At 70.3% G+C, this 13182-nt stretch carries 15 protein-coding genes; 5 read left to right on the top strand and 10 right to left on the bottom strand.

The features are described 5' to 3' along the window. Nucleotides 1-34 precede the first annotated feature (34 nt). Nucleotides 35-919 (top strand): winged helix-turn-helix transcriptional regulator, encoded by an 885-nt coding sequence (locus tag ACZ3X1_RS26030; protein WP_362631719.1) that lies wholly within the window; start codon nucleotides 35-37, stop codon nucleotides 917-919. 237 nt (nucleotides 920-1156) lie between these two features. Here the strand turns inward: ACZ3X1_RS26030 and ACZ3X1_RS26025 are convergent, their stop codons facing one another. From ACZ3X1_RS26025 to ACZ3X1_RS25980, 10 genes are all read right to left on the bottom strand, one after another. Then, nucleotides 1157-1708 (bottom strand): TetR/AcrR family transcriptional regulator, encoded by a 552-nt coding sequence (locus ACZ3X1_RS26025; protein ID WP_390075108.1) that lies wholly within the window; start codon nucleotides 1706-1708, stop codon nucleotides 1157-1159. After that, complete coding sequence (locus ACZ3X1_RS26020; RefSeq protein ID WP_030831355.1) at nucleotides 1708-2028, bottom strand: DMT family transporter; 321 nt, start codon at nucleotides 2026-2028, stop codon at nucleotides 1708-1710. The genes ACZ3X1_RS26025 and ACZ3X1_RS26020 overlap by 1 nt, the downstream gene beginning before the upstream one ends. Nucleotides 2029-2337: 309 nt before the next feature. Then, entirely contained in the window at nucleotides 2338-2682 is a 345-nt protein-coding gene (locus ACZ3X1_RS26015; protein WP_030027092.1) for a metal-sulfur cluster assembly factor, read from the bottom strand. Next, the gene (gene sufU, locus ACZ3X1_RS26010; protein WP_030027090.1) at nucleotides 2679-3140 is read right to left on the bottom strand and encodes a Fe-S cluster assembly sulfur transfer protein SufU; all 462 of its coding nucleotides are present in this window, start codon (nucleotides 3138-3140) and stop codon (nucleotides 2679-2681) included. Before sufU ends, ACZ3X1_RS26015 begins: the two co-directional genes overlap by 4 nt. Nucleotides 3141-3162: 22 nt before the next feature. Continuing rightward, nucleotides 3163-4419, bottom strand: a complete 1257-nt coding sequence (locus ACZ3X1_RS26005; RefSeq protein ID WP_356811998.1) for a cysteine desulfurase — start codon at nucleotides 4417-4419, stop codon at nucleotides 3163-3165. Further along, nucleotides 4416-5180: a Fe-S cluster assembly ATPase SufC gene (sufC, locus tag ACZ3X1_RS26000; protein WP_356811997.1), complete on the bottom strand. Its 765-nt coding sequence runs from the start codon at nucleotides 5178-5180 to the stop codon at nucleotides 4416-4418. Before sufC ends, ACZ3X1_RS26005 begins: the two co-directional genes overlap by 4 nt. A gap of 7 nt (nucleotides 5181-5187) precedes the next feature. Next, nucleotides 5188-5505 carry a bifunctional 3-phenylpropionate/cinnamic acid dioxygenase ferredoxin subunit gene (locus ACZ3X1_RS25995; protein ID WP_030831344.1) on the bottom strand — a complete coding sequence of 106 codons (318 nt, stop codon included), beginning with the start codon at nucleotides 5503-5505 and terminating at the stop codon, nucleotides 5188-5190. After that, entirely contained in the window at nucleotides 5505-6683 is a 1179-nt protein-coding gene (gene sufD, locus ACZ3X1_RS25990; RefSeq protein ID WP_356811996.1) for a Fe-S cluster assembly protein SufD, read from the bottom strand. Before sufD ends, ACZ3X1_RS25995 begins: the two co-directional genes overlap by 1 nt. A gap of 76 nt (nucleotides 6684-6759) precedes the next feature. Next, nucleotides 6760-8175 carry a Fe-S cluster assembly protein SufB gene (gene sufB, locus ACZ3X1_RS25985; RefSeq protein WP_356811995.1) on the bottom strand — a complete coding sequence of 472 codons (1416 nt, stop codon included), beginning with the start codon at nucleotides 8173-8175 and terminating at the stop codon, nucleotides 6760-6762. Further along, a complete protein-coding gene (locus ACZ3X1_RS25980) occupies nucleotides 8172-8933 on the bottom strand; it encodes a helix-turn-helix transcriptional regulator (RefSeq protein WP_356811994.1) in 762 nt (253 codons plus the stop codon). Before ACZ3X1_RS25980 ends, sufB begins: the two co-directional genes overlap by 4 nt. A 358-nt stretch (nucleotides 8934-9291) precedes the next feature. On the opposite strand from ACZ3X1_RS25980, the gene ACZ3X1_RS25975 reads away from it, so the two are divergent. From ACZ3X1_RS25975 to ACZ3X1_RS25960, 4 genes are all read left to right on the top strand, one after another. Continuing rightward, the gene (locus ACZ3X1_RS25975) at nucleotides 9292-10218 is read left to right on the top strand and encodes an ABC transporter ATP-binding protein (RefSeq protein WP_467281133.1); all 927 of its coding nucleotides are present in this window, start codon (nucleotides 9292-9294) and stop codon (nucleotides 10216-10218) included. Further along, nucleotides 10215-10982: an ABC transporter permease gene (locus ACZ3X1_RS25970; RefSeq protein WP_467281132.1), complete on the top strand. Its 768-nt coding sequence runs from the start codon at nucleotides 10215-10217 to the stop codon at nucleotides 10980-10982. The genes ACZ3X1_RS25975 and ACZ3X1_RS25970 overlap by 4 nt, the downstream gene beginning before the upstream one ends. 68 nt (nucleotides 10983-11050) lie before the next feature. Continuing rightward, entirely contained in the window at nucleotides 11051-12184 is a 1134-nt protein-coding gene (locus ACZ3X1_RS25965) for a hypothetical protein (protein ID WP_467281130.1), read from the top strand. 34 nt (nucleotides 12185-12218) lie between these two features. After that, a complete protein-coding gene (locus ACZ3X1_RS25960) occupies nucleotides 12219-13178 on the top strand; it encodes a COX15/CtaA family protein (protein ID WP_467281129.1) in 960 nt (319 codons plus the stop codon). Nucleotides 13179-13182 lie beyond the last annotated feature (4 nt).

The raw sequence follows: 13182 nt of genomic DNA, 5'->3' as shown, positions 1-13182 counted from the left end.
TGACAGCCTTGGGTCAACGGACAAAGGAGTTCCCATGGCCCAGCGCACACACCTCGGCGACGCGGACTGCGCCATCGCCCAGGCCCTCGACGTGGTGGGCGACTGGTGGACGCTGCTGATCGTGCGCGACACCGCGCGCGGTCTGCACCGCTTCGACGAGCTCCAGCGCGAGCTGGGGGTGTCCCGCAAGGTGCTCACGGAGCGGCTGAAGCTGCTCGTGGAGGCCGGGGTGCTGTCGCGCGAGCCGTACCAGGAACGTCCGGTGCGGCACGAGTACCGGCTGACTCCGCGCGGGCGGGGGCTGCTGCCGGTCCTGGTGGCCCTCCAGGACTGGGGCGACACCTGGGTCCTGGGAGAGGGAGAGATGACGGCGACGACCGATGAGGCATCGCGCGAGGCGGAACGGGTGCACTCGCTGCACGGCACGCGGGTGCCGCCGCTGCTGCTGCCGGACCGTTTCGGCGGGGTCGGAGACCCGGTGGCGGACACACCGTTCACGGTCCTGTACTTCTTCCCGGGCGCGTACGCGCGGGCCGAGTCCTACCCGCCCGGCTGGGCCGGGATCCCGGGCGCCAAGGGCTGCACGTTCGAGTCGTGCACGTACCGCGACCAGCTCGCGGAGTTCACCGCGGCCGGCGCCACCGTGCACGGGGTGTCGACGCAGCGCCCGGACGAGCAGCGGGAGTTCGCAGAGCAGGAACGGCTGCGCTTCCCGCTCCTCTCGGACGCCGACCTGGCACTGACGGCCGCCCTGCGCCTGCCGACGTTCCGCGCGGCGGGGGTGAGCCGGATCAAGCGGCTGACCCTGGTCGTCGACCGCGACCGCACGGTGCGCGAGGTGATCTATCCGATCCGCGACATCGAGGCGAGCGTGCAGGCGGCCCTGACAGCGGTCCGCTCCGCGGGGGACACCCCCTGAGGGCTGTCCCGTGATCCCCGGCGGGCGCACGACGACAGCCACGGCACCTCGCCGCGTTGTCGGAACGCCCGGATACGCCCAGTATCAGCACGCTCCTCCGCCTTGCGATGCACCGCGTCTGACGCCGCGCGCTGATCCACCGGGGATTGCGGGACGGTTCTTACAGTGGAGTGTCGTCAAAGCAGCGTCGGCCGCCCCAAGGGCGTGGCCGGCCAGGCGGGACCTTGACGACACGACCTAGGCGGGTCGCAGGAGGCGGGCCAGCACCTCGCGGGCGTACGGCTCGTCGTACTCGGCGTCCGTCAGCAGGACCTGCAGGCTGATGCCGTCCATCGCGGCGACCAGCGCCCGCGCCGTCACCGGGTCGGTCCGCGAGGTCAGCGCCCGGCACGCGGCCTCGCACCACTCGGCGGCCACCGGCCGCAGGGCCGGGCGGCGCAGCGCCGCGAGGTAGAGCTCGTACTCCAGCTCCACCCGGCCCCGGTCCGCCGCCAGGAACTCGCCCAGGAGGCGGGCCAGCGCACCGGCGAGGTCGGCGTCCGGGTCGGCGAGCACCGGCGCGGCCGCCACCGCACGGGCGAAGCCCTCGTTGGCCTGCCGCAGCGCCGCCACCAGCAGGTCGTCCAGCGTTTTGAAGTGGTACGTCGTCGAGCCCAGCGGTACGTCGGCCTCCGCGGCCGCGCTGCGGTGGCTCAGTCCGGCGATGCCCTTGGTGCCCACCACGCGGATCGCGGCGTCGATGATCCGCTGCCGCCGATCGGGGTCGTAGCGCCGCACGCTCTGCGGCATCAGTGCGCCCCGCCGAGGTTCAGCAGGACCACACCGCCGATCACGAGGGCGATCCCGGCGATCTTCGCGGCGGTGGCGGCCTCCCCCATGAACACCATGCCGATCGCGGCGATCGCGGCGGTGCCGACGCCCGCCCATATCGCGTAGGCCGTGCCGACCGACATGGATTTCAGCGTCTGCGCGAGCAGGGTGAAGGCGATGGCGTATCCCAGCAGGGTGCCGAGCGAGGGCCACAGCTTCGTGAAGCCGTCGCTGTACTTCATGGCGGTGGTGCCGGCGACCTCGGCGGCGATGGCGGCGGCGAGCAGGACATAGGGCATGTGTACAAGGGTACACATCGATGCGTACGCCCGTACACAACGGAGGGGCCCGGAAGGGTAGGACGCGGACAGTGCGATCGTCGGCGCCCGTACGTCACGGCCTGTGCGGGCGTGGTCGGCCCGGCGATCAGCAGCGCGGCGGGACAGGCGGCCCCGGCGGCGAAACGGACGGTCCGGGGGGGCTGCCGTATGCCGCGCCACGTCGTGACGGCCGTCGAGAGGTTCGGGGCCGGGGAGGCAGCCGGCGGGCAAGCAGGAGGGCCCCCGGCACGCGCGTGCCGGGGGCCCTCCTGGGCGAGCGGGGGTGAATCAGACGTTGAAGCCGAGCGCGCGGAGCTGCTCACGACCGTCGTCCGTGATCTTGTCCGGGCCCCACGGCGGCATCCAGACCCAGTTGATCCGGAGTTCGTTGACGATGCCGTCCGTCGCCGACTTCGCCTGGTCCTCGATGACGTCCGTCAGCGGGCAGGCCGCCGAGGTCAGGGTCATGTCGAGGGTGGCGATGTTCGCGTCGTCGATGTGGATGCCGTAGATCAGGCCCAGGTTGACGACGTCGATGCCCAGCTCGGGGTCGACCACGTCGTAGAGGGCCTCGCGGACCTCTTCCTCGGTGGCCGGCTTGGTCGACGCCTCGGGCGTCGCGTTCTCGGTCATGCCGTCTTCCTCTCCGCGTCGCCCAGAGCCTGGGCCGTCGCGTCCTTCCACGCCATCCAGCTCAGCAGAGCGCACTTCACACGCGCCGGGTACTTGGAGACGCCGACGAACGCGACGGCGTCCTCCAGCACCTCCTCCATGGCCTCGTCGGGCTCGATCTTGCCCTTGGACTGCATCATCTCCAGGAACACGGCCTGGATCTTCTGCGCCTCGGCCAGTTCCTTGCCCACGAGCAGCTCGTTCAGTACGGAGGCGCTGGCCTGGCTGATGGAGCAGCCCTGGCCCTCGTAGCTGACATCTGTCAGCGTCTCACCGTCGTACTTCACGCGCAGCGTGATCTCGTCACCGCAGGTCGGGTTGACGTGGTGCACCTCGGCGTCGCCGTCGCGCAGGCCACGCCCGTGCGGGTGCTTGTAGTGGTCCAGGATCAGTTCCTGGTACATCGAATCCAGCTTCACTGCGTCCTCGTCGCCTCGTCCGTCAGCCGAAGAAGTTCCGTACGTGCTCCAGCCCGTCGATCAGCGCGTCGACATCGGCCGGAGAGGAGTACAAGTAGAAAGACGCTCGCGTCGTCGCCGGAATTCCGTAGCGCAGGCAGACGGGGCGCGCGCAGTGGTGTCCCACGCGGACCGCGATGCCCTGCTCGTCCAGGACCTGGCCGACGTCGTGCGGGTGGATGTCGCCGAGTACGAAGGAGATCGCGGCGCCGCGGTCCTCGGCCGTGGTGGGGCCGATGATCCGCAGGTCGGGCACCTCGGCGAGGCGCTTGATCGCGTACTCGGTGATCGCGTGCTCGTGCGCGGCGATCTTGTCCATGCCGATCGCCGACAGGTAGTCCACGGCCGCGCCGAGGCCGACGGCCTGGGCGATCGGGGGCGTACCGGCCTCGAACTTGTGCGGCGCCGGGGCGTAGGTCGAGGCGTGCATCGACACGGTCTCGATCATCTCGCCGCCGCCGAGGAACGGAGGCAGGTCCTCCAGCAGCTCCTGGCGGCCCCACAGGACGCCGATGCCGGTCGGGCCGCACATCTTGTGGCCGGTGAAGGCCACGAAGTCGGCGCCGAGCGCCTGCACGTCCAGCGGCATGTGCGGAGCGGCCTGGGAGGCGTCGATCAGCACCAGCGCGCCGACGTCCTGGGCGCGCCGGACGATCGCCTCGACCGGGTTGACCGTGCCCATGATGTTGGAGACCAGCGTGAAGGAGACGATCTTCGTCTTCTCCGTGATGACCTCTTCGATGTTGGACAGGTCGAGCCGGCCGTCGTCGGTGAGGCCGAACCACTTCAGCTTCGCGCCGGTGCGCTGCGCGAGCAGCTGCCACGGCACGATGTTGGAGTGGTGCTCCATCTCGGTGATGGCGATCTCGGTCTCGCGGTCGACCCGGTAGGGCTCGTCCGCCCAGCCGAGCATGTTCGCGACGAGGTTGAGCGACTCCGAGGCGTTCTTGGTGAAGATCACCTCGTCGCGGCTCGGCGCGTTGATGAAGGCGGCGACCTTGTCGCGGGCCCCCTCGTACAGCGCCGTGGCCTCCTCGGCGAGCACGTGCACGCCGCGGTGGACGTTCGCGTTGTGCTGCTCGTAGTACTCGTTCAGCGCGTCGAGTACCTGGCGCGGCTTCTGCGAGGTCGCAGCGTTGTCCAGGTAAACGATCTTCTTCCCGTCGTGGACCACACGATCCAGCAGGGGGAAGTCCTTGCGGATCGCCTCGGTGTCGAGGAGGCCAGGCAGCTGTGTCACGCGGTCGCGCCACCCTTCACGTACTTGTCGTAGCCCTCGTTCTCCAGCTGGTCGGCGAGCTCGGCGCCGCCGGACTCGGCGATGCGGCCGTTCGCGAACACGTGCACGAAGTCGGGCTTGATGTAGCGCAGGATGCGCGTGTAGTGGGTGATCAGCAGGGTGCCGACCTCACCGGTCTCGCGGACGCGGTTGACGCCCTCGGAGACGATGCGCAGGGCGTCGACGTCCAGGCCGGAGTCGGTCTCGTCGAGGATCGCGATCTTCGGCTTGAGGAGCTCCAGCTGGAGGATCTCGTGGCGCTTCTTCTCACCGCCGGAGAAGCCCTCGTTGACGTTGCGCTCGGCGAAGGCCGGGTCCATGTGGAGCTGCTCCATGGCGGACTTGACCTCCTTCACCCAGGTGCGCAGCTTGGGGGCCTCGCCGCGGATGGCGGTGGCGGAGGTGCGCAGGAAGTTGGAGACCGAGACGCCGGGGACCTCGACCGGGTACTGCATGGCGAGGAAGACGCCGGCGCGGGCGCGCTCGTCGACGGACATCTCCAGGACGTCCTCGCCGTCGAGGGTCACGGTGCCACCGGTGACGGTGTACTTCGGGTGACCGGCCAGGGAGTACGCCAGCGTGGACTTGCCGGAGCCGTTCGGACCCATGATGGCGTGCGTCTCACCCTGCTTGACGGTGAGGTCGACGCCCTTGAGGATCTCGCGGGCGCCGTTCTCGGCCTCGACGGAGACGTGCAGGTCGTGGATTTCAAGCGTTGCCATGGATACCTCAGGACTCCTGGGTGAGGGAGACGAGCACGTCGTCCCCTTCGATCTTTACGGGGTATACGGGGACGGGGCGCGTCGCGGGCAGACCGGAGGGCTTGCCGGTGCGCAGGTCGAAGGCCGACCCGTGCAGCCAGCACTCGATCATGCAGTCCTCGACCTCGCCCTCCGAGAGCGAGACGTTCGCGTGCGAGCAGATGTCGTTGATGGCGAACACCTCCCCGTCGGTGGAGATGATGGACACGGGCGTGCCGTCGAGTTCCACCCGCTTGGGGGTGTTCTCCTCCAGCTCGCTCAGCGCGCAGGCCTTGACGTAGTTCATCAGACGGAACCCTGGAGCTCGGCATCGATCTTGGTGATCAAGCGCTCCTCGATGTCGTCGACACCGATCTGCTGGACGAGCTCGGCGAAGAAGCCGCGGACGACCAGGCGACGGGCCTCGTCGGCCGGGATGCCGCGGGCCTGCAGGTAGAAGAGCTGCTCGTCGTCGAAGCGGCCGGTGGCGGAGGCGTGGCCGGCGCCGACGATCTCGCCGGTCTCGATCTCCAGGTTCGGCACGGAGTCGACCCGCGCGCCGTCCGTGAGGACGAGGTTGCGGTTCATCTCGTAGGTGTCGGTGCCCTCGGCGCTCTTCTCGATGAGCACGTCACCGATCCAGACGGCGTGGGCGTCCTGGCCCTGGAGCGCGCCCTTGTAGACCACGTTCGACTTGCAGTGCGGGGCGTCGTGCGTGACGAGGAGGCGGTGCTCCTGGTGCTGGCCTGCGTCCGTGAAGTACACGCCGAGCATCTCGGCCTCGCCGCCGGGGCCCGCGTAGGTGATGCGCGGGTGCAGGCGGACCAGGTCGCCGCCGAAGGTGACGACCACGGACTTGAAGCTCGCGTCGCGGCCGACGAGGGCGTTGTGCTGCGAGGTGTGGACGGCGGTGTCGTCCCAGTCCTGGACGGACACGAAGGTCACCTTGGCGCCGTCGCCGACGAGGATGTCCACATTGGCGGCGCGTACGCCGTCGCCGGTGTGGTCGATCACGATGATCGCCTCGGCGAAGGGCTTCACGTCGAAGACGGTGTGGCCGAAGGTCGTGCCGCCCTCGCCGTGCAGGGCGACCCGGATCGGCTCGCTGAGCACGGTCTCCTTGGGCACGGTGATGACCGTGGCCTTGGCGAAGGACGAGAAGGCCTGTGCCGCGACGCGGTCGACGGGGGTGCCGGCCTTGCCGATCCGCTCGTCGCCGCGCTCCACGGACTCGACCGTGACGCCCTCGGGCGCGTCGATCTGGGCCTTCATGGTGCCGTCCGCGACAGCGGTGCCGTCGTGCAGGCCCTTGAGGCGGGCGAGCGGCGTGAACCGCCACTCCTCCTCGCGGCCGTGCGGAACCGGGAAGTCGGCCACGTCGAAGGACGGGGGCGCGCTCATCCGGGTGGCGACGGTGGACTCGGCGGCCACCGCGATCGCGCCGGCGGTGGTGGAGCCCGCCGGAATGTTTTGAGCCTCAGCCATGGCTGTCGTCTTGCTCGCTCTCTTAAAAGAACACGTCTACGTCTATGGATGTGCTGCGGGGCGGGAGCGGCCGGGACTAGCCGACCGAGCCCTCCATCTGCAGCTCGATCAGCCGGTTGAGCTCCAGCGCGTACTCCATGGGCAGCTCCTTGGCGATCGGCTCGACGAAGCCGCGCACGATCATCGCCATGGCCTCGAACTCGGTCAGGCCGCGGGCCATCAGGTAGAAGAGCTGGTCGTCGGAGACCTTGGAGACGGTGGCCTCGTGGCCCATCGTGACGTCGTCCTCGCGGACGTCCACGTAGGGGTAGGTGTCCGAGCGGGAGATGGTGTCGACGAGCAGGGCGTCGCAGAGCACGTTGGACTTGGAGCCGTGCGCGCCCTCGCCGATCTCGACCAGGCCGCGGTAGGAGGTGCGGCCACCGCCACGGGCCACCGACTTGGAGACGATGTTCGAGGAGGTGTTCGGCGCCATGTGGACCATCTTGGAACCGGCGTCCTGGTGCTGACCCTCGCCCGCGAAGGCGATGGACAGGGTCTCGCCCTTGGCGTGCTCGCCCATCAGGTAGACGGCCGGGTACTTCATGGTGACCTTGGAACCGATGTTGCCGTCGATCCACTCCATGGTCGCGCCCTCGTACGCCACGGCGCGCTTGGTGACCAGGTTGTAGACGTTGTTCGACCAGTTCTGGATCGTCGTGTAGCGGCAGCGGCCGCCCTTCTTCACGATGATCTCGACGACGGCGCTGTGGAGCGAGTCCGAGGAGTAGATCGGGGCGGTGCAGCCCTCGACGTAGTGGACGTAGGCGTCCTCGTCGACGATGATCAGCGTCCGCTCGAACTGGCCCATGTTCTCCGTGTTGATGCGGAAGTAGGCCTGGAGCGGGATGTCCACGTGGACACCCTTGGGGACGTAGATGAACGACCCGCCGGACCACACCGCGGTGTTCAGGGAGGCGAACTTGTTGTCGCCGACCGGGATCACCGTGCCGAAGTACTCCTGGAAGAGCTCCGGGTGCTCCTTGAGCGCGGTGTCCGTGTCGAGGAAGATCACGCCCTGCTCCTCCAGGTCCTCGCGGATCTGGTGGTAGACGACCTCGGACTCGTACTGGGCCGCGACGCCGGCGACGAGGCGCTGCTTCTCCGCCTCCGGGATGCCGAGCTTGTCGTACGTGTTCTTGATGTCCTCGGGCAGTTCCTCCCACGAAGCGGCCTGCTTCTCGGTGGAGCGCACGAAGTACTTGATGTTGTTGAAGTCGATGCCCGAGAGGTCGGAGCCCCACATCGGCATGGGCTTCTTGCCGAAGAGCTTCAGCCCCTTGAGGCGGAGGTTCAGCATCCACTCCGGCTCGGACTTCTTCGCCGAGATGTCGCGGACGACGTCCTCGGACAGACCCCGCTTGGCGGCGGCACCGGCCGCGTCGGAGTCGGCCCAGCCGTATTCATAGGTGCCCAGGCCATCGAGCTCAGGGTGAGCAGTCTCCGTGGTCATGCGGGGTTCCTCCCGGCCGTACTTGCAGATACTGATGTGTCGGTCTGTGTGGCGCCCGCGCTTCGCGGAATGAACGTCGTGCACACTCCGTCGCCGTGGGCGATCGTGGCAAGGCGCTGCACGTGCGTCCCGAGCAGGCGGGAGAAGACCTCGGTCTCCGCCTCGCACAGCTGCGGGAACTGCTCGGCCACGTGGGCGACCGGGCAGTGGTGCTGGCAGAGCTGTTCACCGCTGTGCGGACCGGGAGCGCTCTTCGCCGTAGCAGCGTACCCGTCCTGCGTCAACGCCTTGGCAAGGGCCTGCGTGCGGCCTTCGGGGGCGGCCGCGTCGACGGCTTCCCGGTAGGCCTGCGCCTGCGATTCCATCCGCGACCTGGCGAAGGCGGCGACGGCCGCCTCGCCCTGCTCGCCGCCGCCGACGGACTGCGCGATCCAGCGCAGGGCGTCCGCGGCGAGCTTGTCGTAGGACTGGTCGAAGGCGTCGCGGCCGCAGTCGGTGAGCGCGAAGACTTTGGCGGGCCGACCCCGGGTCCGCGCTCCGTACACGCGCTGCTCACGGGCTTCGACCACGTCGTCGGCGACGAGCGCGTCGAGGTGGCGGCGGACGGCGGCCTGGGTGAGGCCGAGGCGCTGGGCGAGGTCGGCGACGGTGGACGGACCGTGGTCCAGGATCGAGCGCGCCACGCGGTTGCGGGTTGACCGCTCCCCGGTGGCGAGCTCCCCCTGGGGGGCCTCGTTCTGCCGTTCGCCGTATTTCACAACGCCATTGTTGCGTAATTAACCGAGCCCGGACAAGCCGTGACGGAGGCCACGCCTGGTGGCCTCCATCACTAAGGGTTACCTTATTTATCGACGGAGAGTTATTCGGAGGGGTAAATTCCACCCACCCTCCAAACACCTTGCACCGCCGGATTCACGGCCCCCACCAGCGCTCATGCCCCCGCGGCGGTTCCCGGCGCCCTGAACGCCGCCTTCCGTAAAAGATCACCGAAACCGGATGGTCCGCCCAGGGCCACCGGACTGAAAAAAGCCGTTTTCACTACCGGGTGTTCGAATACCCCGGCCCTCGGGACCCGGGACCGGGGGCCCGACCCCCGGCTCCGTAGACTCACCCACCATGAGCAACGACCCCGCCGTGGAGATCCGCGGACTGGTGAAGCGGTACGGCGCCAAGACGGCGGTGGACGGACTGGACCTCACCGTCCGCAGGGGCTCCGTCACCGCGGTCCTCGGTCCCAACGGCGCGGGCAAGACGACCACGGTGGAGACCTGCGAGGGCTACCACCGCCCCGACGCCGGCACCGTCCGCGTCCTCGGCCTCGACCCGGTCGCCCAGGCCGAGGCCCTGCGCCCGCGGATCGGCGTGATGCTCCAGTCCGGAGGCGTCTACTCCGGAGCCCGCGCCGTCGAGATGCTGCGCCACATGGCCAAGCTGTACGCTGCCCCGCTCGACCCGGACACCCTGGTGGAACGCCTGGGACTCGGCGGCTGCGGCCGCACCCCCTACCGCCGGCTCTCCGGCGGCCAGCAGCAGCGCCTCGCCCTGGCCATGGCCGTCGTGGGCCGCCCCGAGCTGGTCTTCCTCGACGAGCCCACCGCCGGCCTGGACCCGCAGGCCCGCCGCGCCACCTGGGACCTCGTACGGGAACTGCGCGCCGACGGGGTCACCGTCGTCCTCACCACCCACCACATGGACGAGGCCGAGCAGCTCTCGGACGAGGTCGCCATCGTGGACGCGGGCCGCGTCATCGCCCACGGCACCCCCGAGCAGCTGTGCCGCGGCGGCGCCGAGAACACCCTGCGCTTCACCGGCCGCCCCTCCCTCGACCTGGCCTCGCTGCTGAAGGCCCTGCCCGACGGCACCCAGGCGGCCGAGGTCACCCCGGGCGTCTACCGGGTGACCGGCGAGGTCGACCCGCAGCTGCTGGCCACCGTCGCCTCCTGGTGCGCGCAGAACGGCGTGATGCCGGACAGCCTGGCGGTGGAGCGGCACACCCTCGAAGACGTCTTCCTCGAACTGACCGGTAAGGAGCTGCGCGCATGAGCGCCGGTACGTTCGCCCCCCGCCCGGGGGCCGCGCCCGTGTCCCGCATGATCCTCGCGCAGACGGCGCTGGAGACGCGGATGCTGCTGCGCAACGGCGAGCAGCTGCTCCTGACCGTGATCATCCCGGCGCTGCTGCTGGTGCTGTTCTCCGCCGTCGACATCGTCGACACGGGCGCCGGGAAGCCGGTGGACTTCCTCGCCCCCGGCGTCCTCGCCCTCGCCGTGATGTCCACCGCCTTCACCGGCCAGGCCATCGCCACCGGCTTCGACCGCCGCTACGGGGTGCTCAAGCGGCTCGGGGCCTCCCCGCTGCCGCGCTGGGCGCTGATGGCCGCCAAGACCCTCTCGGTGCTGGTCACCGAGGTGCTGCAGATCGCCCTGCTGACGGTGATCGCCCTCGCCCTGGGCTGGTCCCCGCAGGGGAACCCGCTGTCGGTCGCCGCGCTGGTCCTGCTGGGCACCGCCGCCTTCTCGGGGCTCGGCCTGCTGATGGCGGGCACGCTCAAGGCCGAGGCCACCCTGGCCGCCGCCAACCTGGTCTTCCTGCTGCTGCTGGTCGGCGGCGGGGTGATCGTGCCGCTCGAGAAGTTCCCGGATTCGGTGCGGTCCCTCCTGGAGCTGCTGCCGATCTCGGCCCTGTCCGACGGGCTGCGCGAGGTGCTGCGGCACGGGGCCGCGCTGCCGTGGGGCGACGCGGCCGTCCTCGCGGCCTGGGCCGTACTCGGTCTGGGCGCCGCCGCGCGGCTCTTCCGCTGGGAATGAAACCCTTTCCCTCGCGGCGGCGCGGCCGCGAGGATGGGCGCCTCCACACATGAAGCCGGGGGGCGTACATGGTGCAGCGGGAGGCCGTTCTTCGGCTGGACGACCAATGGGCGCGGGTGCGGGCGGGGGCCGCGCGGACGGAGCCGGCGGAGCGCGAAAGGCTCCTGGACGAGCTGATCGGCGCCCTGCGCACGCTCACCGACGATCCTGAGTGCACCGCCCTGCTCGGGCTGCGCCTCGCCGACCGGGCCGCCCTGCGGTTCGCCGCGGGGGACCGCGCGGGCGCCCTCGCCACCATCGAGGAGGGCCTGCGCAGCTCCGAACGCGCCGCCCGGCACACCCCGGAGTACGCCCGCTGGTACGCCCGCGGGCTGATCAACCACGGGGTCTGGCTGGCCTGGCCTCTGAGCGACGCGGACCGGCTGCCGAAGCATCCGCTGGGCCCGGCCGCCGGCGGCGGCCCGAGCGCCATGGAGCGGGCCGCCGGTGAGCGCGCCCGCGATCTGACCCGTACCGCGGTGGAGGTGTGGGCGGGACTGGACCAGGCCGATCCGGTCAACCGGCGGGGCCTCGCCCAGGCCAAGGTGTTCCTCGGGGACCGCCTCGCCGAGCTGGGCTCCGCCGAGGAGGCGGTGGCCTGGGCCGTGGACGCGGAGTCCGACTTCCGCCGGCTGCTCCTGGCCGACCCCGGCGCGGAGGAGGCCGAGGCGGCCGAGGAGGCCCTCGACCACATCGGCCGCCAGCTGGAGCTGCGCCTGCGCCACCTGGCCTTCGACGAACTGGTCGGCCTGCGCGCCCGGGGACTGCTGCCCGAAAGGCTGCTGCCCCGGGCCGTGGTGGCCGCCCGCATCCGGTCGGTGGCGGAGCCCGAGATCGCGGCCCGGCTGCACCTCGACACCGAACAGGTGCGCACGATGCTGGAGGTCACGCCGTGGCTCGCGGTGTGGCGCTTCGACGTCCGCGGCCCTGACGGACGGTGGGGCGCACTCCCCCACCCCTGGCACAGCGCCACAGAGGTGAGGAACCGGACAGCCGAGGACGTAGCGGGCGAATTACTTCGCGGGTTCACGAGTTCGCCGGACTACCCGGGCGACGCCGCGCATTGGCGCGTCCTCCTGTGGTGGCACGAGGAGGGCGACCCCGCCGGAGCCCGGTTCCGGCTGCTCGTCGGCCCCGACACACCACCCCCCACCCCCTCGTGAAACTTTGCACAAGGGGTCGCCTACGATATGGGGCGTGTTGAACCCCCTCGCATACATCGCCAGCCGCTGGACTCCGTCACCCCGGATCGTCCGGCGGGCCGCGCTCGCCGCGCTCCTCATGAGCGTGGCCATCGTCGTCACCGGCGGCGCGGTGCGGCTGACCGGATCCGGTCTCGGCTGCGACACCTGGCCCAAGTGCACCGACGACAGCCTGATCGTGACGCAGGAGCAGGGCTTCCACGGCGCCGTCGAATTCGGCAACCGGATGCTGACGTACGTGCTCTGCGCCGCCGTCGGCTGGGTGATCGTCGCGGCCCGCTCGGCGGAGCCCTGGCGCCGCTCGCTGACGAAGCTCGGCTGGCTCCAGTTCGCCCTCGTGATGTGCAACGCCGTGCTCGGCGGCATCACCGTCATGACGGGCCTCAACCCGTACAGCGTGGCGGGACACTTCCTGCTGGCCACCACGCTGATCGCCGTGACGACCGTCACCTGGCAGCGCGTCGGCGAGGGCGACACCGCCCCCCGCCCGCGCGTCCCCGGCCCGGTCCGCAAGCTGTCGTGGGCACTGATCATGACCACCCTCGTACTGATCGCCGCGGGCACGGTGGTCACCGGTTCCGGCCCGCACGCCGGTGACAGCAGCGAGATCAAGCGGATGCCGTTCGACTGGGAGGCCACCGCGCACGTGCACGCGATCGCCGCCTGGGTGGTCTGCGCGCTGGGCGTCGCGATGTGGCTGGTGCTGCGCGTCGTCGACGCCCCCGTCGACACCCGGGCCCGTGCGCGCGACCTGCTTCTCGTGCTGCTCGCCCAGGGCGGCATCGGCTACGTGCAGTTCTTCACCGACCTGCCCGAGGTCCTCGTCGCCGTCCACATGCTGGGCTCCTGCCTGGTGTGGATCGCGGTGCTCCGGCTCGCCCTGAGCCTGCGCGAGCGGCCGGCGGACGAGGTGGGGATCATCGCACCGGGCGACGCCCAGCTCTCCTCCGTCTGAGCCG

The organism is Streptomyces sp. NPDC023541 (assembly GCF_055559995.1).
This window is presented reverse-complemented; position numbering and strand designations above follow the sequence as displayed.

What these genes read in the sequence shown, in the direction of transcription:
- sufD (WP_356811996.1), bottom strand. Translation starts at nt 6,683, where the DNA reads ATGGCTGAGGCTCAAAACATTCCGGCGGGCTCCACCACCGCCGGCGCG.
- ACZ3X1_RS25975 (WP_467281133.1), top strand. Translation starts at nt 9,292, where the DNA reads ATGAGCAACGACCCCGCCGTGGAGATCCGCGGACTGGTGAAGCGGTAC.
- ACZ3X1_RS25965 (WP_467281130.1), top strand. Translation starts at nt 11,051, where the DNA reads ATGGTGCAGCGGGAGGCCGTTCTTCGGCTGGACGACCAATGGGCGCGG.
- ACZ3X1_RS25995 (WP_030831344.1), bottom strand. Translation starts at nt 5,505, where the DNA reads ATGAACTACGTCAAGGCCTGCGCGCTGAGCGAGCTGGAGGAGAACACC.
- sufC (WP_356811997.1), bottom strand. Translation starts at nt 5,180, where the DNA reads ATGGCAACGCTTGAAATCCACGACCTGCACGTCTCCGTCGAGGCCGAG.
- ACZ3X1_RS26015 (WP_030027092.1), bottom strand. Translation starts at nt 2,682, where the DNA reads ATGACCGAGAACGCGACGCCCGAGGCGTCGACCAAGCCGGCCACCGAG.
- ACZ3X1_RS25970 (WP_467281132.1), top strand. Translation starts at nt 10,215, where the DNA reads ATGAGCGCCGGTACGTTCGCCCCCCGCCCGGGGGCCGCGCCCGTGTCC.
- ACZ3X1_RS26020 (WP_030831355.1), bottom strand. Translation starts at nt 2,028, where the DNA reads ATGCCCTATGTCCTGCTCGCCGCCGCCATCGCCGCCGAGGTCGCCGGC.
- sufB (WP_356811995.1), bottom strand. Translation starts at nt 8,175, where the DNA reads ATGACCACGGAGACTGCTCACCCTGAGCTCGATGGCCTGGGCACCTAT.
- ACZ3X1_RS26025 (WP_390075108.1), bottom strand. Translation starts at nt 1,708, where the DNA reads ATGCCGCAGAGCGTGCGGCGCTACGACCCCGATCGGCGGCAGCGGATC.
- ACZ3X1_RS26030 (WP_362631719.1), top strand. Translation starts at nt 35, where the DNA reads ATGGCCCAGCGCACACACCTCGGCGACGCGGACTGCGCCATCGCCCAG.